Origin of the sequence: Marinobacter litoralis, assembly GCF_003336705.1 — a bacterium.
Taxonomy (GTDB): domain Bacteria; phylum Pseudomonadota; class Gammaproteobacteria; order Pseudomonadales; family Oleiphilaceae; genus Marinobacter; species Marinobacter litoralis.
This window is the reverse complement of record NZ_QMDL01000001.1, coordinates 182,566-204,918: the sequence shown is the minus strand read 5'-3', so window position 1 is coordinate 204,918 and position 22,353 is coordinate 182,566. Positions and strand designations below refer to the sequence as shown.

Sequence of the window (22,353 nt, the reverse complement as noted above, 5' to 3'; positions counted from 1 at the left end):
TTAGGGGCGCATCACCAGATAGATTGGCCGCCCCTGACGCACTACCCGAACTGAAACGGCCTGACCTTCGGGCAGGCTTTCTGCGATCGTCCGGAACGCCTTCAGCGAATTCACAGGTTTGCGGTTAATTTCCGTGATGATGTCTCGAGTTCGGATTCCCGCTTTCAGGGCTGGCCCTCGCTCAACGCCTGTTACCAAAACCCCGCCTTCAACACCCGCGGCACGAGCGTTCTCAGGCGTAAGCGGCTCAACCGTCAGACCAAGGGCCCCGGTTTTTCCGCCCAAGTGGTCACGAGCCTTGGAGCGACCGGTACGGCCATCCTCCGGCAACTCTCCGATTTCCACATCAAGCTCAATTTCGTCGCCGCCTCGGAGCACGGTCAGCCGGGCCGATTCACCCACGGGCGTGCGGCCGACTTTCGGGGGCAAATCCGAGGACAGTTCAATTTCCTCGCCGTTGTACTCCAGCACGATATCGCCAGACTGCAGACCTCCCGCCTGAGCGGGCGAATTAACCATCACTTCAGCAATCAAAGCGCCGCGCGGCCTCTTCAGCCCAAAAGTCTCGGCAAGATCCCGGTTAACCTCCTGAATTAGCACACCCAGCCAGCCACGGGCGACCGTTCCTTCGTCTCGAAGCTGACGGAACACACTCATGGCATCGTCGATCGGAATCGCAAACGATACGCCCATGAACCCACCGGAACGAGTATAGATCTGAGAGTTGATGCCAATCACTTCACCGTCCAGGTTGAACAGAGGCCCACCGGAATTCCCGGGGTTGATGGCAACGTCGGTTTGGATAAAAGGCACATAGTTTTCAGAGGGCAAAGATCGACCAAGTGCACTGACGATACCGGCGGTTACCGTGTAATCGAACCCGAACGGTGAGCCGATTGCGAATACCCACTCGCCCACTTTGAGCTCTTCCGAACTGCCTACCTTAACCACAGGCAGGTCATCGGCATTCTCGATTTTCAAAACCGCCATATCGGAGCGAGGGTCTGTGCCTACAATCGTCGCCGCAAACTCGCGGCGATCGTTCAGCCGGACAATCACTTCATCGGCGCCTTCAACCACATGGTTATTGGTCAGAACATAACCGTCTTTAGAAACGATAAACCCGGAGCCCATTGAACGTGCCGGCTGTTTACCTCCCGGAGCACCACCAAACGGGGAATTCGGGCCACGAAAGAAGTCCTGCAAAAACGGCGGCAACTGATCGAGCTGCCCTTCGTCAAACGGCAGTCCCTGAAAGCGTGACTGGCGACCCGCGGGCTCACTCGTAGTACTGATATTGACGACGGCGCTGGAGTTTTCTTCGACAAGTTCGGTGAAATCCGGCAAGCCTCGGGCCGCCAAATGTTGACTCCACAGCGTCGACACCAGAACAGCCAACACCAGCCATACGCCCGGGATGAGACCTGATCGGAACAAATCAGGATAACGAGCGACCGGCGTAGTTATTTTTTGCATGAGAACCCCCTTATTTTAGCCGTTGGTCTGCCGTTACAATTTATGGCTGCACGGCCACTTTTCAACTTAAAAATCGGTAGGTTTTAGAGACAGGTAACCGACGCTATCCGGTTTACTCGAACCATATGGGGTTGAAACCGGTCCCCGAGCTTTGATTGCCAACGGCGCACCAACGCGAACCCCGCTCCTAAACCCACTAGTGCTCCCAGAATTGCCACCAAGTCCGTTCCACCGAGCAATCGGAATGCTCCGATACTTACCAGGACCATCAGCAGCAGAGGCACCCCGTATACCGCCAACGAAGCCACCAACAACGATTGCTCATCCACCCCGATGACAACTTCGTCGCCAACCTGTGCATCGACAGTATTCAGCACCAAAACCTGATTTGCCTTGCCCCCGGAAACCGCCGCAAGCGCCCGCTGCCCACACCCTGCCCGGGCAGAGCAACTTTCGCATGCACTGGTCTGAATGGTTTGCACCCAAGCTTGTGTGCCCTGTAGGGCAATCACTTTTCCGGTTTCAGTGATCACTTGCTATCCATCCTTGGGCCAAGGCGTCGTCGATCGATACCGAGCGGGCAACTTTCCGAGCCGTTTCAGGTGGAATTTCCCCGACCACGACAATTAAAAATGGCCGCTCTGCTGCCGACACTTCATGTATATAGACCGTCGAAGCTCCCACTCTTGACGCCCCTGTGGGCATTTTGACCCCTTTAACGGGTTCGACAAACACCGAAAACGTTGCCAGGCCATCCGAGAACGCAACCGCTTTACCATTACTGGAGCTGGGAGTGGCGGCAGCCATGTAACCATCCGGACGCCAATTCAACGTCCAGCCGGTCATTCGCCCCACGGACGATTGCTGGGGTTCAGGATCGCCAAGGTGGCGGGTTATCTCGCGCCCCTCCGTTTGTACTTCGAATTTTTCGTCGGCAATATCATCGGTAATCTCAAGGCTGGTGAACTGAAAATGTTCCAAAACAGTCTCATCCACGTCGCGAACGTGGCTTTTGACCAATAGTCCGGTTTCTTTTTCAACCCAAAGACGATGGCTGTAACGATCGTTATCCTTGGCGGTCAGATCCACCGTCACCACATCGTAACCAGCGACCCGGTCCTCGCCCACTAACGCAGGCTGATACCATTGACTGACCGGCATCAGTTGGCTGGTAAACGCCTCGGCAAACGGCCCCGACGGAATGACTTCATCTAACCGAATGCGCCCCTGATCCGGTAACACACAGACTACGTCCATACCTTTCCGGACAATCTCACCCGAGCCGCCGTCTTGCATAACCAACCGCTCTTCCACTTGTCCGTTCCGGTACCGATGGGCAATGCGCATTGAATGCACCCGATCTCCCCGGGCGTATACAAACACGCCTTCATAAGAGGTCATATTCAGTGCCGGGCCTAGCCGCTCCAACCAGTCCATTGCGGTCATTGAAGATGGAGCTTCCGCCTGTTTGTTTTCAGCATGGACCGCCATCGCAGGCGCAAGCAATACCCACAGAACAACCATCAGCCTTCGGACCATGGCGAGCTCGCCTCTAAGCGGACTTTTCATATCCAGATACCTCAGGCTCAATATCCACCGTTCGCACTAACCATTCTCGCGTACCCCATCGAGCCGCGGCCTGCCCCCACGCTATTGTGCTGGGCATGTTCCAGCAAATACTGACGCACCTGGCGCAACTGTTGCTCATCTAACCTTTGCAGTGCGACCTCCTCAGTGCTTAACAAGAGCTGAGGCGCAACTTTGTCTGCTTCGTTCAATGCCAGTGCATTTCCTGCCTCACCCGGCGAGGTTCCCCAGCCGGCTCCGGCACCAAACCCAACCAGCAGCGCTAACGTTACCATGGCCGCCACCGGCCAATGCCAATACCCGCCGGCACGAGCGCTTGTCGCAGCGGCCTTAACGGCAGGCACCTCTTGGTCGTCAATCGCAGCTCGCACTGCACCCGCAACGTCTACACCGTATGAGGTGCCCGGTGCTTCGTGCATAAGGTCACGCACTTGCTGCCATCGTTGCCACTGTTCTCTAACTTCGTTCTGATCGTCGTGCGAAAGCAATCTGCGCACTGAAAGCTCGTCCGCTTCATCGTCCATCATTGCTGACAGAGTTTCTCTGAGACGCTCATCCATCGGGTGCAACCTCACTTACGTCACTGAATGATTAAGTAGTGGACCAATATGGCGATCCACTGCATCCCGGGCTCTGAAGATCCGAGAACGAACCGTTCCAATCGGGCACTCCAGAATCCGGGCAATGTCTTCATAACTGAGACCGTCATATTCTCTGAGCAAGAAAGCGGATCTTAGTTCCTCAGGTAATGCGGCAATGGCCTCCGCCAAAGCTTTTTGCAGCTGATCTTTTTGCAGAAGCTTTTCCGGTGAAGCCACATCTCTTAACCGGCGGCCGTCGTCATAGTTTTCCGCCTCGGAAGAATCCGCTGAACCTTGCGGCCGGCGCCCTCGGGCCTCTAGATGATTTTTTGCGGTATTCACAGCAATACGGTACAGCCAGGTGTAAAATGCGCTGTCGCCACGGAACCGGTCGATGGCCCGAAACGCCTTAATGAACGTTTCTTGCGCCAAATCCATCACCTCGTGACTGTCGTATACATAACGGCTGATAATAGACGCTACTCGAGACTGATATTTCACCACCAGCAGGTCGAACGCCGCCCGATCCCCATGACGAACCTTGCGCACCAGCTGCAAATCCGTCTGGCTTTCAGTCTGCTCACTCGATGTAGAATCTGTATCGGAAATCATGGACGAAGCAACGGAGTGTCCCGCTTGGTTGGCCAGTTGGCTGGCTTTTAATCGGCTCGCTTGTGTCATTGTGTTATTCCGGTGTTCATACATGAACCCAGGTTGCCGACAGCAACCGGCTCGAAGCATATCCATCGGGCCAAATAGACAGCAAGCACAAAGTTTAGTTCAATACACTTCCACATTATGGCCTGCGACAACAACCCAATGCCACAATCCTACGAATACGATGTTCTTATTATTGGCAGCGGCGCTGCCGGACTGACCGTCGCCTTGAATTTGCCAGAGCACTTGAACGTTTGCGTAATCAGTAAAGCTGACATCAGTTCCGGAGCTACGCTTTGGGCGCAAGGCGGTATTGCAGCCGTTCTCGATGCAACCGATTCGGTTGAGAATCATATTGAAGACACCCTGAACGCCGGGGGTGGTTTGTGCCACGAAGATGCCGTGCGCTTCACGGTAGAACACGGTAAAGAAAGCATTGACTGGCTTATTGAATCCGGCGTGACTTTCACTCGTAAAGAAAACAATGATCAATACCACCTGACCCGGGAAGGCGGCCACAGCCATCGCCGCATCATTCATGCCGCAGACGCGACGGGGCAAGCGGTATCAACGACCCTCGCCAGCCAGGCCGCAGCCAAGCGAAACATTGAGCTAAAATCTGGCCGGGTGGCCGTTGACCTGATCACCAACCGAAATCTGTCGCTGCCCGGCAACCGGTGCGTAGGTGCCTACATTCTTAATCTGGAAGACAACCACGTGGAGCTTTATCGCGCGCGCTTCACCGTTGTCGCAACCGGTGGTGCCTCCAAAGCGTACCGTTACACCACCAATCCTGACGGTGCCTCCGGTGATGGCATTGCGATGGCCTGGCGGGCCGGATGCCGAGTCGCCAACATGGAATTCAATCAATTCCACCCAACCTGCCTGTACCACCCTCACGCCAAATCCTTTTTGATAACCGAGGCCGTTCGCGGCGAAGGTGGCGTACTGAAACTGCCCGATGGCAGTCGGTTTATGGACAAGTTTGATGAACGTGCCGAGCTGGCTCCCCGCGACGTTGTCGCACGGGCTATCGACCACGAAATGAAACGCATAGGTGCGGACTACCTGTATCTGGACATCAGCCATAAACCGGCCGATTTTATAAAGCACCACTTCCCGACCATTTATGAAAAATGCCTCGGTTTCGGCATCGACATTACCAAAGATCCGATTCCGGTCGTGCCGGCCGCCCACTATACCTGTGGCGGCATCATCAGCGACAAGCGCGCCAGAACCGACATTAATCAGCTTTACGTAGTCGGTGAAGCAGCCTTTACCGGCCTCCATGGTGCCAACCGCATGGCCAGCAACTCCTTGCTGGAATGTCTGGTTTATGGCCGCGCGGCCGCTCAGGACATTGCTCGCCGCGAAGCGGATATCCCAACCGTGCCCTCAGTGCCCGCATGGGACGAAAGTCAGGTCCGAGACTCCGATGAAGACGTTATCATCTCTCACAACTGGGATGAGCTGCGCCATTTCATGTGGGACTACGTCGGCATTGTGCGAACCACCAAGCGCCTGCACCGCGCCAAACACCGGGTGGATCTGCTGCAGGGCGAGATCAACGAGTTCTACAGTAACTACCGGGTGACCAACGACCTCATTGAATTACGTAATTTGGTCACCATATCAGACCTGATCATTTGCTCGGCTTTGCAGCGCAAAGAAAGCCGCGGGTTACATTACACGCTGGACTACCCGCTGGCCCAGAGCGAGGCTCGCGACACAGTGTTGGTGCCTACAACTTATCGAACTCTGGCCCCGTGAGTCAGAGCTTTCAACAAACGCCTAAAAACGGAACCTGTTATGTCCGACACTCAAGACACAAACGCGCACACTGAATTCCACCGTCTTTGGTGGCACAGCCGTCGTGGCATGCTGGAACTGGACGTTCTGCTTCTTCCGTTTCTGGAAGAAGCTTACCGAGACCTGGAACCCGAAGACCAGGCTCGTTATCGCAAGCTGCTAAGCTGCGAAGATGCCGATATGTTTGAATGGTTTATGCAACGCAGCAAACCCGAGGATCCGGATCTTCGCCGCATCGTCGAAATGATTCTGAACCGTGTCCAACCGGATTGAACTAACCCTGTCACCTTCGGTTTCCGCTGGCCTTTTAGCCATTATCCCATGGCTTGGGCTTGCGGTGTTCACGGTTTCAGCGGCTCTGGAAGCCTCCTATCTGTTGTTGCTACTGGCGTTGCCAATACTTGCTTTGGGATGGGCATCGTTCCTGCGTTATGGATTATTACGCAAACCGGATGCGATCGTTGCCATCTCCCATGACCATGCGGGGCTAACCTGCCGGCTGGCCAACGGACGCCATGTGCCCGCGACGGTTAGCAACGCCAGCTTTTTCAGTTCTCGGCTACTTGTTTTACAGTTCAAACCACGAGTGCCAGAATCAAGCCCAATGCTCGCGATCATCACAGGCTCCCACGCTGGGCTAAGATCAAACGTTAACGACCCGACTGCTTTCAGACGGCTGCGAATGTTACTTCGCGCCGGTTCACCGGAAGCTGGACACAACACTCCTTCGCATTAATTCTGGAGACTATTTTGAGTAGACAGGATTCTCAGCAAGCCGCACATCCTAACGGCCACACTCTGTTGGGCGACCGTCTGATGGCTCGCATCAGCGGCCCGGGAACCGACAAGTTTGTGCAGGGCCAGTTCACCCAACACGTGGACGAAGTAACCAGCGAGCAATCACTCAGAGCCGCTGCGTGTACCCATAAAGGCCGAGCCTACTGCCTGACACGTCTGGTTCGGGATGGCGAAGACTTGCTCATGGACTTTGATGCCGGCCAAGCCGAAGCCACAATTGCCCACTTGAAAAAGTACCTGATGCTATTTCGGGGCACGACATTGGAAACCCTTCCGACTGGCCGGATTATCGGCCTGATCGGCGAATCCTCGGCAGTCTCGGTCGCCGGAGAAGATGCAAGCTCTCTGACCCAACCCGGCCAAGTTCTGAAGGTTGGCAACAGCCACTTGATTCGGATTGAAAACACCGCCGACCACAGTGCCCGATATGAGTGGTGGCAACCAACCGGAGAACAACCGGTTCCGGAGGACATACCCGAAATCACACCGGAGCAGTGGCTGGCCTCCAGCATTTCGGCGGGCGTGCCCTGGCTGACAGAGGCCTCTCAAGAAGCCTATGTGCCTCAAATGCTGAATCTTCAGCACTTGCAGGGCGTACATTTCAAGAAAGGTTGCTACACCGGACAGGAAGTTATTGCCCGCATGCACTTCCTTGGCCAGTTGAAAAAAAGCCTGCACCGACTATCTTTCAACAACGCTCATCAAGCGCCTGCAGTCGGCACCAAGTTGCTGACCGAGGGTAAAGCGATCGGCGAAGTGGTCAACGCCTTGATGACCAGTGACCAGAACGGCGAAATGCTTGCTGTCATTCGCCATGACGCCCGCTCCAAAGCACTTTCTTTAGACGGAATGGACGACGTAACCATCAGTCTTCAGCAATTGCCCTATGCTGTGCCTGAACAGCAACCTTCTGATACATAAGTTGACAGGAAAGGCCGCTGTTATTTGCTATAAAGACAGCCATAAACTGAGCCCTTCTTACGGGCCCCATTTACGCGGAAACAGACGAATTATGGCCGACATTATCGAAACCATTAAAGCTGACCTGACCAGCGCCATCGAGAACGACAAGTTAATCTTGCCAACGCTTCCCGAAGCAGCCCTGCAAGTCAGAGAAATCGCTGAATCGGAAGATACCTCGATTGCGGATCTGGTGACGGTGATCAGCAACGACACGGCTTTGTCTGCCCGCATCATTCGCGTTTGCAACAGCCCTTTGTTTCGCGGCAGCCGCGCCATTGAGAACCTGAACATGGCGGTGAGCCGCCTAGGCATGGCCTACACCAGCAACCTGGCAATGGGCCTTGCTATGGAGCAAATGTTCCAGGCAACGTCGGACATGGTCGACAAGCGGCTGCGTGCCACTTGGCAAACCAGCACCGAAGTCGCCGGGATCTGTCACGTACTCGCTCAGCACTACACCAAATTAAGACCGGACCAAGCCACCCTGGCCGGGCTGGTCCACCTGATTGGCGTGCTTCCCATTCTTCGCTATGTTGAAGACCATAACCTGGATCTGAGCGGTATCGTCCTGGATGCAGTAATCGAAGAACTGCACCCCCGCATTGGCAGTTTAATCCTGAAAAAGTGGCAATTCCCGGAAGCGCTGCAAAATGTGCCTTTGGACTACGCCAACTTCCAGCGCGAAGTGCCTAAAGCAGATCATGCTGATTTGGTGATGATTGCCAACCTGCAGCTGATCGCTGGCACCAACCACCGCTGGAACCAAATGGATTTCACCACCATTTCGGCGTTTGGCCGGTTAGGTCTGGACCCTGAAATGAACATGGCTGAGGAAGAGGATCTGAGCGCCCAGATGGAAGCCGCCATGGCGCTGCTCGGCTAAGCCGAGCTCATCTAGAAATCAAGCTGTTCCTGCTGTGAGGAAGATGCCAGAGCCCAATCTATCGGGCTCTGGTGGTTTTCAAGCAGCCACTGATTAGCACGAGAAAAATGCTGACACCCGAAGAATCCGCGATAGGCGCTGAGTGGTGACGGGTGAGGCCCTTCCAACACCAGATGACGATCGCGATCAATGATCTGCCCTTTTTTCTTCGCGTAACTGCCCCAGAGCAGGAACACTACGCCTTGGCAGTGCTCATTGACCACCTCAATCACCCGATCCGTAAACACCTCCCAACCTTTACCTTGGTGGGCTCCAGCTTTGCCTTGCTCAACCGTCAATACGGCGTTTAGCAACAAAACACCCTGCTCGGCCCATGACTGAAGGCAACCATGATCTGGCGGTATGACACCCAAGTCTTGCTGGATTTCTTTGAAGATATTCACCAAGGAGGGCGGTGTCGGCACACCGGGAGAGACGGAGAAACACAAGCCGTGAGCCTGACCGGGGCCGTGGTAGGGGTCTTGCCCCAAGATGACCACTTTGACCTGATCCAGAGGGGTGCTATTTAACGCATTGAAAAGCTGTGGTCTCGGCGGGAACAGCGTCTTTCCCGCATGTTCTTCAGCGGCAAGAAACTCCGCCAAGTGATGCATGTAGGGCTGACGGAACTCGTCCGCCAGCCACTCGTCCCAGCCGTGCCCGGGCTTCAATTCCTGAGCCAGTGCCTCGACCGGGTGCATAACTTATTCCTCTCCGGAATTCTGCTCTGCTTTGTGCTCGGGGCGCATGGCGGGGAACAGAATCACGTCACGGATAGACGGCGAATCAGTCAGCATCATGGCCAAACGGTCGATGCCAATCCCTTCACCCGCGGTCGGGGGCAAGCCGTACTCCAACGCCATCACGTAGTCGTCGTCGTAGAACATGGCTTCGTCGTCGCCCGCGTCTTTCTCGGCAACCTGGGCCTTGAAGCGCTCGGCCTGGTCTTCCGCATCGTTCAGCTCCGAGAAGCCGTTGGCAATTTCACGGCCACCCACGAAGAACTCGAAACGCTCGGTGACAAACGGATCGCTGTCTTTGCAACGAGCCAGCGGCGACACTTCTTTCGGATACTCGGTAATGAAGGTCGGCTGCATCAAACGGTGCTCGGCCGTCTCTTCGAAGATCTCGATTTGTACCTTACCCAAGCCCCAGATGTCTTTAACCTTGATGCCCAGGCCTTTGGCCAGCTCGCGTGCCTGAGCTTCGTCAGCCAGCTGCTCGCGGGTGAACTCCGGGTTATAGCGCAAGATGGCATCCACAACGGTCAAGCGCTCAAACGGCTTACCAAAATCATATTCAACGGTTTCTTCGGTACCGTCTTTCAACACACGAGTGTTGGTGACCGTGGTCGTGCCCAGCACTTTTTGAGCGATGGTGCGCAGCATATCTTCTGTCAGGTCCATCAGCTCGTTGTAATCCGCGTAGGCCTGATAGAACTCCACCATGGTGAATTCCGGGTTGTGACGGGTCGAAAGACCTTCGTTACGGAAGTTACGGTTGATTTCAAACACCCGCTCGAAACCGCCCACAACCAAACGCTTGAGATACAGCTCCGGTGCTATGCGCAGGTACATATCAATACCCAGAGCGTTGTGATGAGTCACGAACGGACGGGCAGTAGCGCCACCAGGAATCACCTGCAGCATCGGTGTTTCAACTTCCATGAAGTCACGCTCGGTGAAGTACTGGCGCATCACGTTGATGATTTTCGAACGCGCATGAAACACCCGACGGCTGTCTTCGTTCATCATCAGGTCCACGTAACGATGACGATAGCGAGCTTCTGTGTCGGTCAGACCTTTGTGCTTCTCTGGCAACGGACGCAGCGACTTGGTGAGCAAGGTGTACTCATCCATCGCCACGTAGAGGTCGCCTTTACCGGACTTGCACAGCACGCCGCGCACACCCACGATGTCGCCGAGGTCCCAGTGCTTGGTGTCTTTCTGAACATCTTTGGTGGCGTAGATCTGAATGCGGCCAGTCATGTCCTGAACCACTTTGAACGCCTTGCGGTCGAGCATCATGCGGCCAGCGATGGCCACCTGGATGCCCATGGCTTCCAGCTCTTCCTTGGACTTGTCACCGTATTTTTCCTGCAGTTCTGCGGCGGTCGCATCACGGCGGAAATCATTCGGGAACGCATTACCCTGCTCTCGCAGGTTGGCCAGTTTGGCGCGGCGCTCCGCTATCAGCTTGTTGTCCTCGGGCTGTGTCGCGTTCTGGGTCTGTTCGGTCATGTTAGCTCACTAAGAAGTCGAGAGGGGTCCGGTTCAGGTTGAATGGCGCTGTTTACAGCGCCATCTTCAGACTGGCTTCGATAAACTTGTCGATGTCGCCATCGAGCACCGACTGGGTATTACTGGTTTCCACCTTGGTGCGAAGATCTTTGATACGGCTGTCGTCCAGCACGTATGAACGGATCTGGCTACCCCAGCCGATGTCAGACTTGGAGTCTTCCTGCTTCTGTTTCTCGGCATTGCGCAATTGCATCTCGCGCTCGAACAGCTTGGCTTTCAGCTGTTTCATCGCCTGGTCTTTGTTCTGGTGCTGGCTTCGGCCAGCCTGACACGCCACCACGATTCCGGTGGGGTTGTGGGTCAGTCGCACGGCCGATTCGGTTCGGTTTACGTGCTGACCACCGGCACCGGAGGCTCGGTACACGTCCACGCGCAGGTCGGCCGGGTTGATGTCGATTTCAAAACTGTCATCCACTTCCGGCGAGATGAACACGGAAGAGAACGAGGTGTGGCGACGGTTACCGGAATCGAACGGTGATTTACGCACCAGTCGGTGAACACCGGTTTCAGTCCGCAGCCAGCCGTAGGCGTAGTCGCCCTGAATGTGGATGGTTGCGCTCTTGATGCCCGCGACTTCACCTTCCTGCAATTCGACGATTTCGGCCTTGAAGCCTCGACGCTCGGCCCAGCGCAGGTACATGCGCAGCAGCATATTGCCCCAGTCTTGGGCTTCGGTGCCGCCGGAGCCTGCCTGGATTTCCAGGTAGGCGTTGTTGGCATCCATTTCACCGGAGAACATGCGGCGGAATTCGAGTTTCTCGAGTTCTTTATCAAGGCCTTCTAGATCGGCCTCGATTTCTTGCACAGTGCCTTCGTCGTCCTCTTCAACGGCCATTTCGAGCAGACTTTCTGCGTCTGCCAGACCGGAGGTGAGGTTATCAATCGTTCTGACGATCAGTTCGAGGTCAGAACGCTCTTTACCCAGTGACTGGGCGCGCTCCGGATCGTCCCATACGGTTGGGAGTTCAAGTTCGCGTTCTACTTCGACCAGACGTTCGCTTCGCTGATCGTAGTCAAAGATACCCCCTCAGCGCTTCGGTGCGCTCGCGAAGCTCTTTGATCTTCGTCACTATGGGATTAATTTCCATGAAACCTTGTCTCGCTTTGGAAAATGGTGCGATAAAAACTGAGGGCGAATTCTACCGGAATTCGTGCGTTAAATCAGCTATTCGTAGATGGGTGCAAGCACGCTACGAGGTAGGGCTTTCCGAGAGACGCAGTCAGCCCAGCGGCTCGAGATAATCCACCATCAACTGCAAGTTGGTCCGCCCGCGGAAAGTGTTGGCATCCGGTTTGTAGACCACCCGGGCACCCGAGCGGGTGTAGTCTGGAACTTCAGGGCCGGTGTTAAAGGCGATGGCATCAATAATGCCACCACCCTCTGCCGGCTGAAGCACCAGTTTCAGGTGGTTTTCTCCCACAATGCGCTGGCTGACGACGTTGAATTCACCGTCAAACAGCGGCTCGGGGAAGTGTTGTCCCCAGGGGCCGCTGCGCTTAAGCAGGTAGGCGGTATCGAGATTAAGTTCTGCGGGTGCCAACGGGCCGTCGGTGACGATGGCCGCTTCCAGATCTTCCGGTTTCAGGGAGTCTCTCACCGCCTCGTCGAAGGCTTTACTAAATGCTTCCAGATCGTCGCGGGCGATGGTCATGCCGGCGGCCATGGCGTGGCCGCCGTATTTTTTCATCAAGCCAGGTGATTTCGCATCCACCACCGCCAGGGCATCGCGGATGTGCAGGCCTGGAATGGAACGGGCAGAGCCTTTGAGGCTAACGCCGTCGTCGTCCGGCGCAAACGCGATGGTCGGGCGATGGGTTTGTTCGCGGATTCTGGCGGCCAGAATGCCGATCACACCTTGATGCCAATCCGGATCAAACAGCGCCAACCCCCAAGGCAAACCGTCGATATCCAACGACATGGAAGCCAGCAGCTCTTGCGCTTGGCTTTTCATGTCTTTTTCGATGGTGCGGCGTTCGCGATTGAAGGTGTCCAACTCCTGCGCGAGGCGCAAGGCTTCATCGGGGTTATCCGCGAGCAGGCAGGCAATGCCGATGCTCATATCATCCAGGCGCCCGGCGGCATTTAGCCGAGGGCCAACCACAAAGCCAAGATCGGTGGAACTGATTTCGGTGTGGTCCCGGCCTGCCACTTTTAACAGCGCCAATATGCCGGGGCGGGCCTCGCCTTTGCGGATGCGGCGTATGCCCTGCTCTACAAAAATCCTGTTGTTATGATCCAGTGGGACAACGTCCGCCACTGTGCCCAAGGCGACTAAATCCAGCAATGTGCCCAGATTCGGCTCAGGGCTTGGTAGCAGGTTGTGATCCCTCAGGTGTTTTCGCAGCGCGGTCAGCACGTAGAACATGACACCCACGCCAGCGGCGTTCTTGCTAAAGAACGGGCAGCCGGGCTGATTGGGGTTTACGATGGCATCTGCGTCTGGCAATTCTTCTCCCGCCAAGTGGTGATCGGTCACAACCACTTTGATCCCGAGATCCCGGGCTGCCCGCACACCCTCGATGGCCGAGATTCCGTTGTCTACCGTCACCAAGAGATCGGGCAGCTCACCTTCTTCCTGCAACCGGTGAATGATTCCCGGCGTTAGACCGTAGCCATCAGAGAAGCGGCTCGGTACTCGGAAGTCAACCGCTGGCACCCCCAACATCGACAAGCCGAGCATCGCGACGGCGGTACTGGTGGCTCCGTCTGCGTCGAAATCACCCAGAATCATGACGCGTTGCTTGTGAACCACGGCGTCAGCCAACAATTCAACAGCCCGGTCTATACCCCGCAACTGCATCGGCGATGCCAAGTGCTTCAGGGTGTACTGGAGTTGTTCGTCGGAATGAACCCCTCGGGCGGCGTATAACCGACGAAGGATTGGAGGCAGACTTTGCCCCCAGTCCGGACTGTTAACCGGCTGGGGGCGACGCAGGATCTTTTTGGGAGTCATGCCGGATCAGGCATTCTTCCAGTGCTTGGACAAAAAGCCCTGCACTTCAGCCAGATCATTCTCCAGCACGGTGTAGCGCTCTTCCCGCTCAAACAGATCCGCCATATGAGGCGGCAACTGCGGCTTCACCGACAGGCCGGATTCTACAATGGCATCCGGGAACTTAGCCGGGTGCGCCGTACCCAATGTAATCATCGGAACGGTTGCATCGCGGCGGCAGTTGCGGGCCGCGCGCACACCGATGGCGGTGTGCGGATCCAGCAGGTATTCGTTCTGCTCGTAGATCTCACGGATGGTATCGCACGTTGTTTTGTCGTCTACCGCATCGCTGTCGAACAGCTTACGAGCAGCCTTCCAACGATAATCTTCGATACTGACCGGACCTTTCGCGGCATTTTCCAGCAAATCTTTTACCGCTGCGCCATCACGACCGTGCAGGTCAAACAGCAGGCGTTCGAAGTTGCTGGACACCATGATGTCCATACTCGGCGACAAGGTGTGCTCAAGCTGCTGTTGCTCATACCGGTTGCCGCTCATGAAGCGATGCAGAATATCGTTACGGTTGGTGGCGATCACCAGCTGGCTGATTGGCAAGCCCATCTTCTTCGCCAGGTAACCGGCAAAGATATCGCCGAAGTTGCCGGTAGGCACAGAGAATGCCATGCTGCGATCAGGACCACCCAGGGCCAATGACGCTTGGAAGTAGTAAACGATCTGGGCCATGATCCGCGCCCAGTTAATGGAGTTTACAGCCGCCAACTGAGTTTTACCGCCCAGGAACGACTGATCACCGAAGCTTTCTTTGACCATGCGCTGGCAGTCGTCAAAGTTACCCTTCACAGCGATATTGTGAATGTTATCGCCCTGCACCGTGGTCATCTGGCGGCGCTGAACTTCAGACACGCGCTGATACGGATGCAGGATAAAGATATCCACGTGTTCGCAGCGGCGACAGCCCTCAATGGCTGCCGAACCCGTGTCACCCGAGGTCGCCCCCATGATCACCACATGCTGCTTGCGCTTTTCAAGCACATAGTCGAGCAAACGTCCGAGCAATTGCAACGCGAAGTCTTTGAATGCCAGCGTGGGACCGCGGAACAATTCCATCACCCATTCATTGCTGTCGAGCTGCACCAGCGGCGCTACCGATTGGTGGGCAAAGCCGCTGTAGGTTTCATCCAACATTTTGCGAAAGTCATCCGCCGGGATGGCATCTTCCACAAACGGGTACATAACCTTAAAGGCCAGCTCCGAGTAGGGAAGGCCCCGCCAGCTGCGAATTTCTTCCAGGCTGAAATGCGGCAGTGACTCCGGTACATAGAGGCCACCGTCCGTCGCCAATCCGGTCAGAAGAACGTCTTCAAAGCCTAAAGCGGGTGCTTCGCCCCGTGTGCTGATGTATCTCACGTGCGTACCTGTTAGTTAAAATTTTCTGCGCGGATGCGGACAACGGAGCCGTCTACGTCGACCAGCGATTCCATTTCTTCAATCGCCAGGTTCATCTGACGCTCCTGCACCGTATGGGTCAGGATAATGACCGGAATACGGCCGTCCTCAAACTCGGATTCTTTCTGCATGATCGATTCGATGTTGATGCCATGCTCACTCAGAATCGATGCAATTTTGGCCAGTACACCTGGACGGTCAAACGCCTGAATCCGCAAGTAGTATGCAGATTGAATCTCTTCCATCGGCAACACGGGCAAGTCTTCCAGTGCATCTGGAGTAAAGCCCAGATACGGAACTTTCTGCTGGCTGCCACTTGCAACCGCTCGGGCAACGTCCACGATATCGGCAATCACCGCAGAAGCCGTAGCTTCGTCACCCGCACCGGGGCCGTAATACATGGTTTGCCCTACGGCATCGCCATCAACCATCACAGCATTCAACACACCATCAACCTGAGCAATCAGATGAGTTTTCGGCACCAGCGTTGGGTGAACACGCAACTCGATACCGTCATCTCGACGGCGGGCAATACCCAGATGCTTAACCCGGTAACCCAGCAATTCTGCGTGAGCGATGTCGCTCGGGGTGAGCGATGAAATGCCTTCGGTGTAGGCTTTTTCGAACTGCAGCGGAACACCGATACCGGACGATGCCAAAATCGTAAGCTTGTGCGCCGCATCAATGCCTTCAACATCAAACGTCGGGTCGGCTTCCGCATACCCCAGCGCCTGCGCTTCTTTCAACACTTCATCAAAGGGACGGCCTGCGCGCATCTCGGTCAGAATGAAGTTACCGGTGCCGTTGATGATTCCAGCGATGGTGTCGATACGGTTTGCCGCCAAACCTTCACGAACGGCTTTGATAACCGGGATACCACCGGCCACACCGGCTTCGTAGGCTACCACCACACCCGCTTTCTCGGCGGCCTCAAAGATTTCGTTCCCGTGCACGGCAATCAGGGCTTTGTTGGCGGTGACCACATGCTTGCCATTGGCGATGGCAGTCAGCACCAGCTCTCTGGCAACGTCGTAACCACCGATCAATTCAACAACGACATCAACCGAAGAGTCATTCACCACATCAAAAATGTCGGTGCTGAACGGAATATCGCCTAGGTCAAGATCGTCCCGGCGCTTCCGGCTGGCCACTCGGGCAATTCGGATGTTGCAGCCGACACGGCCAGAAATAATCGCCGCGTTGCGAGTCAGGACATTAAATGTACCGCCGCCGACGGTTCCTAATCCGCAAATTCCGACATTAACGTCTTTCAAGCTCTCACCTCTGATCCCGCTTGGGGTGCTAATGGATTGCAATTGGGGGCATAGTATACCGATTCAGGCGCTCCTGAATAAGCCCTGAATCGGTTACGTTTCAAACAGTGGGGAACGGCCCTCAAACGAGAGCCGAAAATTTAAAGCAGACCAAGACCTTCCGCCAGATTGCGAGCCGGGACATAGCCTCGAATCATATTGCCGTCCTCAAGAACAATTGCCGGGGTACCGGTTACCCCAACCTTGCCGCCTAACTGATACTGTTCAGCAACCGGGTTCTCACAGGTTTTACTTGGCACTGATTTGCCACCTTTGGCTGTGTCCATCGCATCACGCTGATCTTCGGCACACCACACCGACTCGTATTTCCGAAACGAAGGGGTATTAGGTCCTGATCGCGGGAAAGCATAATAGTTAACGGTAATGCCGTACTCATTGAGTTGCGGCACTTCATCGTGCAGCTTTCTGCAGTAGGGGCAATCGATATCGGTAAACACGTCGATAACGGCTTTCTGCTGGCCCTTCGCCGGGTAAGAGATGACTCCGCCGTCTCCAAACTCAGCCATCTGTTTCTGGCGCACCCGAGCCCGCGCCTCTTCTGTCACGTTGGCGATTCCATTGTCGGTAATTTTTAACATGTCGCCAGTCAGCAGATAGACGCCATCTTCGGTGGTGTAAATGGTGTCACCATTACTGCTTTGCACCTCGTAAAGGCCCGGAGCCTCTGATTTGCTCACAGACATTATTCGCAGGCCTGGCACTGCCTGCGACAAACGCTCCGTGATGGTTTCCTCAACCTCACCGGCATTTACTGCGCTCACAGTTACCATCGACGCCACCAGGCCAGCCATAGCGGCCAAAGTTCTTAGCTTCATATGCTTACACTTACCTTGTTGTTTAAGGAATTCAGGACTCAAACCCCACCCGCCGGCAGATTCAGACGATTAGACCGCCATTCATAGGAGAGTGCGACACAGAGCAACAGCAAAAGTTCAATCCCACACCATACCAGATCAGCCTCTGGGATGATGCGTTCGATGCAGATCCTGCAATCGCTGGCGGGCGACATGAGTATAAATCTGTGTGGTCGAAAGGTCTGAATGACCAAGCAGCATCTGCACCACCCTCAAATCGGCACCATGATTGAGCAGGTGAGTTGCAAATGCGTGACGGAGAGTATGAGGCGACAAGTGTTTCTGTATACCGGAACGAGAGGCGTATAACTTGATACGGTACCAAAAAGCCTGCCGGGTCATCGCACTGGCGCGATTTCCGGGAAAAAGCGCGTCACTGCTCTTACCCCTTAAAAGCTCGCCCCGAGCTTCCCGCATATAGCGTATCAGCCAATCAACCGCCTCTTCACCCAAAGGTACCAACCGTTCTTTTCCACCCTTACCACTCACGCGAACCACACCCTGACGAATATTGACCTGATCAACCGTCAGGCCGGTCAATTCCGTGACGCGCAAGCCGCAACCGTACAAAATTTCGAGCATAGCCCGGTCACGTAACTCCAATGGCAACTCGGGGTCCGGCTCTGCCATTAATCGCTCGACATCGTCCTCGGTCAAGGTATCCGGCAGCCGCCGAGGCAAGCGAGGACTGTCTATCCGCAACGTCGGATCCTCGGCGATCAACCCCTCTCGCAACAAATAGCGGTAAAAGCGCCGAATGCCTGAAAGGCGACGCGCTGCGGTACTTGCTTTCAGACCATCCGCCATCCCCCGGGACATCCAAGCCAGTAAGTCGGTGCGTGACGCCGATTGCAAACCCGGCGACCCGGGCTGTTGCTGCAGCCACGCAGACAACCTCGATAAATCACTGGCATAGGCCATTCGGGTTTTCTCACCCAACCCATCCTCAAGCCAGATGGCATCAGAAAATCTGGCAATCAGCGATTGATCTTGAGTTCTGAGCAAAAGCACCCCCCACGGCCACCTCACTACCGAAATTTAAGCACAAAAAAAGCAGCCGCTGGGGCTGCTTTTTTCTGCACTGATCGGTCGAACCGATATCAGCCCAGCTTTTCCTTGATACGAGCTGCCTTACCAGACAGGTCGCGAAGGTAGTAAAGCTTGGCCTGACGCACATCACCACGACGCTTCACGCTCACGCTGTCTACCAGTGAGGAGTAAGTCTGGAAAGTACGCTCAACGCCCACGCCGTAAGAAATCTTACGAACAGTGAAGGAAGAGTTCATGCCACGGTTGCGCTTACCGATAACCACACCTTCGAACGCCTGCAGACGCTCACGGCTACCTTCTTTTACGCGAACCTGAACAACCACGGTGTCGCCCGGCGCAAACGCTGGGAGTTCCTTGGTCATCTGTTCTGCTTCAAGTTGACTGATGATGTTGTTCTTGCCGCTCATCGTAATGCTCCTGATACCTAATCTTTCAATGCCCTGATGATTCAGAGGCACCCGGTTCGTTCAAAATTTCACCCAGTAGCTGACGCTCTTCTTCCGTAAACACCCGCTCTTCAAGCAGGTCGGGGCGTCGCTCCCGTGTTCGCCTCAACGATTCTTTCAACCGCCAACGCCGGATCTGTTCATGGTGACCGCCCAAAAGAACTTCCGGCACCGCCTGACCTTCGTAAACCTCGGGCCGGGTGTAGTGCGGACAATCCAGCAAACCATCAGCAAAGGAATCTTGCTCTGCCGACTGCGCATGACCCAGCGCTCCGGGGATGAGGCGTGTTACCGCATCAATTACAGCCATCGCCGCCAGTTCGCCACCTGAGAGCACAAAATCACCCAGTGACACTTCCCGGTCGACTTCCGCCGATATCAGACGTTCATCAACGCCCTCGTAACGACCGGCAACGAGAATCAGCTGTTTTTCGGCAGCGAGAGACTCGACTACCGACTGATCCAGCCTTTCACCCTGCGGAGAAAGATAGACCACACAGGCCTTGCCGGGTGCCGATGCCCGCGCCTCATGAATAGCATCCCGGAGCGGCTGAATTTTCATCAGCATTCCCGGGCCACCGCCATAGGGTCGGTCATCAACAGTACGGTGACGATCATGCGTGAAATCACGGGGGTTCCAGCTCTTGAAGGTCAAAAGACCTTCTCGAACAGCCCTACCGGTAATCCCGTAATCCGTCACCGAAGAAAACATGTCCGGAAACAGACTGACTGCGCCAATCCACACTCGTCAGAACTCCGGATCCCAATCGACCACCATACGCGAACCACTCAGATCCACACTCATCACCACCTGGTCCGGCAGATAGGGGATCAGTCGCTCCCGCTGGTCAATAGAACCGGCTGTCGCACGCACAACCAACACATCGTTGGCGCCCGTTTCCAGCAGATGATGCACCTTACCCAGGCACTCATCCTCAACCGTGAAGACATCAAGACCTTCCAACTGAAACCAGTAGAACTCCCCATCAGGAAGCGCTGGCAATTGCTCAGTCGGAACCCTGATCTCCGCCCCCGCATAGGTGCGGGCCACTTCACGATCATCAAGTCCTTTCAGCTTGACGACGATCCCCTGCCCTTGGCGGCGACCATCCTCAAGCTTTGCCGGGATACGCTTACCGTCAAGGACCAAGGTCCAATCACGGTAGTTCAGTATTCCCTCTTTGGGATCGGTATCAGAGAAGACCTTAAGCCAACCCTTGACCCCAAACACCGAGGTTACCCGGCCGATCACAGTTTCCTGCGAAGTCTGTGTCATGCCTGTCAAACCTCGATATTAAACTGCAATTACTCAGCAGTCTTAAGCAGCTGCGCAACGCGATCGCTGGTTTGAGCGCCTTGGCCCACCCAGTAATCAACGCGCTCACGGTTTACACGCAGACGCTCTTCCTGACCGCGGGCAACCGGGTTAAAGAAACCAACACGCTCAATGAAACGGCCGTCACGAGAATTACGGCTGTCAGTGACTGTCAGATGGTAGAACGGGCGCTTCTTAGAGCCGCCACGAGCCAAACGGATTGTTACCATTTCGACCAATATCCTGTTCTGTTGTACGAACTTTGTACGATTCTCACCAGGCTGCTAGCAGCCGACGAGAAGACCCATACTCGAAAGGGGCGCTATTCTATGCGAAAAAAGCGCCAATGAAAATAGGGAAACGCTCGGTTTCCCTATTTTATATGTAAGGCTTTTTACATACGGCCAAACGGAGGCATTCCGCCACCGCCGCCGCCAGGTGGCATCATACCACCTAGACCGCGCATCATGTTGGCCATTCCGCCTTTCTTGCCAAACTTTTTCATCATCTTCGCCATCTGCTTATGTTGCTTGAGCAGACGATTCACATCTTGTATCTGGGTACCGGAGCCCGCAGCAATGCGGCGCTTACGCGAGTTATTGATGACATCCGGATAACGACGCTCCTTCGGGGTCATCGAGCAAATGATCGCCTCCATCTGCCCCACCGACTTGTCATTAACCTGCTGCTGGGCCATCTGGGCCATCTGACCCATACCCGGCAGCTTGTCGAGCAAGCCACCAATACCACCCATATTCTTCATTTGCTGAAGCTGGTCCCGAAAATCTTCCAGATCAAAACCTTTACCCTTCTTGATCTTCTTGGTCAGCTTTTCTGCTTTCTTCTTATCCAGCTTGCGTTCGGCTTCCTCGATAAGCGACAACACGTCACCCATCCCAAGGATTCTCGAAGCAACCCGCTCCGGATGGAACGGCTCAAGAGCGTCTGTCTTTTCACCAACACCCAAGAACTTGATCGGCTTGCCGGTAATATGACGAACAGAAAGCGCCGCACCACCGCGGGCATCACCGTCAGTCTTGGTGAGAACCACACCCGTCAAGGGCAAAGCATCGTTAAACGCTTTAGCGGTATTTGCTGCATCCTGACCGGTCATGGAATCAACCACGAACAATGTTTCGATCGGCTCTACAGCTGCGTGCAGGCGACCGATCTCACCCATCATCTGCTCGTCGATGTGCAGACGGCCGGCAGTATCAAGAATCACCACGTCCACGTGTTTACGGCGGGCTGCATCAATCGCGCCGCTGGCAATATCAACAGGATCCTGATCCGCACTACTCGGGAAGAACTCAACCCCGACTTCCGAAGCAAGAGTTTCCAACTGCTTAATAGCGGCCGGACGATAGACGTCCGCACTCACCACCATGACAGATTTTTTCTGACGCTCTTTAAGGAAGCGAGAGAGCTTGGCGACCGTTGTGGTCTTACCAGCACCCTGAAGACCCGCCATCATAATGACCGCAGGCGGGCGTGTAGACAGATTGAGAGCCTCGTTACCCTCTCCCATTACCCGCTCAAGTTCTTGCTGAACAACTTTGACGAACACCTGGCCCGGAGTCAGGCTTCGCTGCACTTCCTGGCCGATCGCGCGCTTGCGCACACCCTCGACAAAGTCTTTGACCACCGGCAACGCCACATCGGCTTCGAGCAGCGCCATGCGCACTTCGCGCAGCGTATCTTTGATGTTGTCGTCGGTGAGGCGCGCCTGACCAGAGATCTTGCGCAAGCTACCGGATAGCCGGTCCTGGAGATTCTCAAACATGTTGCTCTTCCGTACCCCGGAGAAATTTGTCCACACAAATCAAGAAGCCGGCCCGGGCCGCTTGATTCCTGTTGCATA

General features: G+C 55.2%; 23 protein-coding genes. 5 read left to right on the top strand and 18 right to left on the bottom strand.

Annotated elements, in window-relative coordinates; all coding sequences use genetic code 11:
* The 5 genes from DOQ08_RS00985 to rpoE all read right to left on the bottom strand — a co-directional run bounded on the left by DOQ08_RS00985 (nt 1) and on the right by rpoE (nt 4,325).
* On the bottom strand, nt 1-1,476 hold the full coding sequence (locus DOQ08_RS00985; protein WP_165823574.1) for a DegQ family serine endoprotease: 1,476 nt from the start codon (nt 1,474-1,476) through the stop codon (nt 1-3).
* An 83-nt stretch (nt 1,477-1,559) separates the two neighbouring features.
* The gene (locus DOQ08_RS00980) at nt 1,560-2,009 is read right to left on the bottom strand and encodes a SoxR reducing system RseC family protein (protein WP_114333046.1); all 450 of its coding nucleotides are present in this window, start codon (nt 2,007-2,009) and stop codon (nt 1,560-1,562) included.
* Complete coding sequence (locus DOQ08_RS00975; protein ID WP_227537436.1) at nt 1,999-3,045, bottom strand: MucB/RseB C-terminal domain-containing protein; 1,047 nt, start codon at nt 3,043-3,045, stop codon at nt 1,999-2,001. Before DOQ08_RS00975 ends, DOQ08_RS00980 begins: the two co-directional genes overlap by 11 nt.
* A gap of 17 nt (nt 3,046-3,062) precedes the next feature.
* A complete protein-coding gene (locus DOQ08_RS00970) occupies nt 3,063-3,623 on the bottom strand; it encodes a sigma-E factor negative regulatory protein (RefSeq protein ID WP_114333045.1) in 561 nt (186 codons plus the stop codon).
* A 15-nt stretch (nt 3,624-3,638) separates the two neighbouring features.
* Nucleotides 3,639-4,325, bottom strand: a complete 687-nt coding sequence (gene rpoE, locus DOQ08_RS00965) for an RNA polymerase sigma factor RpoE (RefSeq protein ID WP_114333044.1) — start codon at nt 4,323-4,325, stop codon at nt 3,639-3,641.
* A gap of 138 nt (nt 4,326-4,463) precedes the next feature.
* Here rpoE and nadB point away from each other — a divergent pair, with 138 nt between their 5' ends.
* The 5 genes from nadB (at nt 4,464) to DOQ08_RS00940 (ending at nt 8,754) form a co-directional block, all read left to right on the top strand.
* Nucleotides 4,464-6,071: an L-aspartate oxidase gene (gene nadB, locus DOQ08_RS00960; protein ID WP_206074756.1), complete on the top strand. Its 1,608-nt coding sequence runs from the start codon at nt 4,464-4,466 to the stop codon at nt 6,069-6,071.
* A 39-nt stretch (nt 6,072-6,110) separates the two neighbouring features.
* The gene (locus DOQ08_RS00955; protein ID WP_114333042.1) at nt 6,111-6,383 is read left to right on the top strand and encodes an FAD assembly factor SdhE; all 273 of its coding nucleotides are present in this window, start codon (nt 6,111-6,113) and stop codon (nt 6,381-6,383) included.
* Nucleotides 6,367-6,846 carry a hypothetical protein gene (locus DOQ08_RS15920; RefSeq protein ID WP_133297152.1) on the top strand — a complete coding sequence of 160 codons (480 nt, stop codon included), beginning with the start codon at nt 6,367-6,369 and terminating at the stop codon, nt 6,844-6,846. The genes DOQ08_RS00955 and DOQ08_RS15920 overlap by 17 nt, the downstream gene beginning before the upstream one ends.
* 14 nt (nt 6,847-6,860) lie before the next feature.
* Nucleotides 6,861-7,829 carry a CAF17-like 4Fe-4S cluster assembly/insertion protein YgfZ gene (ygfZ, locus tag DOQ08_RS00945; protein WP_227537435.1) on the top strand — a complete coding sequence of 323 codons (969 nt, stop codon included), beginning with the start codon at nt 6,861-6,863 and terminating at the stop codon, nt 7,827-7,829.
* Nucleotides 7,830-7,920: 91 nt separating this feature from the next.
* Nucleotides 7,921-8,754 carry an HDOD domain-containing protein gene (locus DOQ08_RS00940; protein WP_114333040.1) on the top strand — a complete coding sequence of 278 codons (834 nt, stop codon included), beginning with the start codon at nt 7,921-7,923 and terminating at the stop codon, nt 8,752-8,754.
* An 11-nt stretch (nt 8,755-8,765) separates the two neighbouring features.
* Here DOQ08_RS00940 and ung read toward each other — a convergent pair whose 3' ends face one another.
* From ung to ffh, 13 genes are all read right to left on the bottom strand, one after another.
* On the bottom strand, nt 8,766-9,494 hold the full coding sequence (gene ung / locus DOQ08_RS00935) for a uracil-DNA glycosylase (RefSeq protein WP_114333039.1): 729 nt from the start codon (nt 9,492-9,494) through the stop codon (nt 8,766-8,768).
* Nucleotides 9,495-9,497: 3 nt separating this feature from the next.
* Nucleotides 9,498-11,033: a lysine--tRNA ligase gene (lysS, locus tag DOQ08_RS00930; protein WP_114333038.1), complete on the bottom strand. Its 1,536-nt coding sequence runs from the start codon at nt 11,031-11,033 to the stop codon at nt 9,498-9,500.
* A gap of 52 nt (nt 11,034-11,085) precedes the next feature.
* Nucleotides 11,086-12,181, bottom strand: a protein-coding gene (gene prfB / locus DOQ08_RS00925) for a peptide chain release factor 2 (protein ID WP_114333037.1) whose coding sequence is annotated in 2 segments (ribosomal slippage) — nt 11,086-12,108 and nt 12,110-12,181 — 1,095 coding nt in all. Because the reading frame shifts where the segments join, the coding sequence is not laid out codon by codon here.
* A 132-nt stretch (nt 12,182-12,313) separates the two neighbouring features.
* Entirely contained in the window at nt 12,314-14,047 is a 1,734-nt protein-coding gene (gene recJ, locus DOQ08_RS00920) for a single-stranded-DNA-specific exonuclease RecJ (protein WP_114333036.1), read from the bottom strand.
* 6 nt (nt 14,048-14,053) lie between these two features.
* Nucleotides 14,054-15,454 (bottom strand): threonine synthase, encoded by a 1,401-nt coding sequence (gene thrC / locus DOQ08_RS00915; protein ID WP_114333035.1) that lies wholly within the window; start codon nt 15,452-15,454, stop codon nt 14,054-14,056.
* A gap of 11 nt (nt 15,455-15,465) precedes the next feature.
* Complete coding sequence (locus DOQ08_RS00910; protein ID WP_114333859.1) at nt 15,466-16,767, bottom strand: homoserine dehydrogenase; 1,302 nt, start codon at nt 16,765-16,767, stop codon at nt 15,466-15,468.
* Between the two features lie 140 nt (nt 16,768-16,907).
* The gene (locus DOQ08_RS00905) at nt 16,908-17,642 is read right to left on the bottom strand and encodes a DsbC family protein (RefSeq protein ID WP_114333034.1); all 735 of its coding nucleotides are present in this window, start codon (nt 17,640-17,642) and stop codon (nt 16,908-16,910) included.
* Between the two features lie 138 nt (nt 17,643-17,780).
* Complete coding sequence (gene xerD, locus DOQ08_RS00900) at nt 17,781-18,686, bottom strand: site-specific tyrosine recombinase XerD (RefSeq protein ID WP_114333858.1); 906 nt, start codon at nt 18,684-18,686, stop codon at nt 17,781-17,783.
* 95 nt (nt 18,687-18,781) lie between these two features.
* The gene (gene rplS, locus DOQ08_RS00895) at nt 18,782-19,138 is read right to left on the bottom strand and encodes a 50S ribosomal protein L19 (protein WP_114333033.1); all 357 of its coding nucleotides are present in this window, start codon (nt 19,136-19,138) and stop codon (nt 18,782-18,784) included.
* 25 nt (nt 19,139-19,163) lie between these two features.
* Complete coding sequence (gene trmD / locus DOQ08_RS00890) at nt 19,164-19,922, bottom strand: tRNA (guanosine(37)-N1)-methyltransferase TrmD (protein WP_114333032.1); 759 nt, start codon at nt 19,920-19,922, stop codon at nt 19,164-19,166.
* A 3-nt stretch (nt 19,923-19,925) separates the two neighbouring features.
* Nucleotides 19,926-20,453: a ribosome maturation factor RimM gene (rimM, locus tag DOQ08_RS00885; RefSeq protein ID WP_114333031.1), complete on the bottom strand. Its 528-nt coding sequence runs from the start codon at nt 20,451-20,453 to the stop codon at nt 19,926-19,928.
* 29 nt (nt 20,454-20,482) lie between these two features.
* Nucleotides 20,483-20,722 carry a 30S ribosomal protein S16 gene (rpsP, locus tag DOQ08_RS00880; protein WP_114333030.1) on the bottom strand — a complete coding sequence of 80 codons (240 nt, stop codon included), beginning with the start codon at nt 20,720-20,722 and terminating at the stop codon, nt 20,483-20,485.
* A gap of 164 nt (nt 20,723-20,886) precedes the next feature.
* Complete coding sequence (gene ffh / locus DOQ08_RS00875) at nt 20,887-22,275, bottom strand: signal recognition particle protein (protein WP_114333029.1); 1,389 nt, start codon at nt 22,273-22,275, stop codon at nt 20,887-20,889.
* Between the last annotated feature and the right edge of the window lie 78 nt (nt 22,276-22,353).

What these genes read in the sequence shown, in the direction of transcription:
- rpoE (WP_114333044.1), bottom strand. Translation starts at nt 4,325, where the DNA reads ATGACACAAGCGAGCCGATTAAAAGCCAGCCAACTGGCCAACCAAGCG.
- recJ (WP_114333036.1), bottom strand. Translation starts at nt 14,047, where the DNA reads ATGACTCCCAAAAAGATCCTGCGTCGCCCCCAGCCGGTTAACAGTCCG.
- DOQ08_RS00955 (WP_114333042.1), top strand. Translation starts at nt 6,111, where the DNA reads ATGTCCGACACTCAAGACACAAACGCGCACACTGAATTCCACCGTCTT.
- rpsP (WP_114333030.1), bottom strand. Translation starts at nt 20,722, where the DNA reads ATGGTAACAATCCGTTTGGCTCGTGGCGGCTCTAAGAAGCGCCCGTTC.
- nadB (WP_206074756.1), top strand. Translation starts at nt 4,464, where the DNA reads ATGCCACAATCCTACGAATACGATGTTCTTATTATTGGCAGCGGCGCT.
- DOQ08_RS00905 (WP_114333034.1), bottom strand. Translation starts at nt 17,642, where the DNA reads ATGAAGCTAAGAACTTTGGCCGCTATGGCTGGCCTGGTGGCGTCGATG.
- DOQ08_RS00975 (WP_227537436.1), bottom strand. Translation starts at nt 3,045, where the DNA reads ATGAAAAGTCCGCTTAGAGGCGAGCTCGCCATGGTCCGAAGGCTGATG.
- ffh (WP_114333029.1), bottom strand. Translation starts at nt 22,275, where the DNA reads ATGTTTGAGAATCTCCAGGACCGGCTATCCGGTAGCTTGCGCAAGATC.
- DOQ08_RS00985 (WP_165823574.1), bottom strand. Translation starts at nt 1,476, where the DNA reads ATGCAAAAAATAACTACGCCGGTCGCTCGTTATCCTGATTTGTTCCGA.
- ung (WP_114333039.1), bottom strand. Translation starts at nt 9,494, where the DNA reads ATGCACCCGGTCGAGGCACTGGCTCAGGAATTGAAGCCCGGGCACGGC.
- lysS (WP_114333038.1), bottom strand. Translation starts at nt 11,033, where the DNA reads ATGACCGAACAGACCCAGAACGCGACACAGCCCGAGGACAACAAGCTG.
- rplS (WP_114333033.1), bottom strand. Translation starts at nt 19,138, where the DNA reads ATGAGCGGCAAGAACAACATCATCAGTCAACTTGAAGCAGAACAGATG.
- DOQ08_RS00940 (WP_114333040.1), top strand. Translation starts at nt 7,921, where the DNA reads ATGGCCGACATTATCGAAACCATTAAAGCTGACCTGACCAGCGCCATC.
- rimM (WP_114333031.1), bottom strand. Translation starts at nt 20,453, where the DNA reads ATGACACAGACTTCGCAGGAAACTGTGATCGGCCGGGTAACCTCGGTG.
- DOQ08_RS00970 (WP_114333045.1), bottom strand. Translation starts at nt 3,623, where the DNA reads ATGGATGAGCGTCTCAGAGAAACTCTGTCAGCAATGATGGACGATGAA.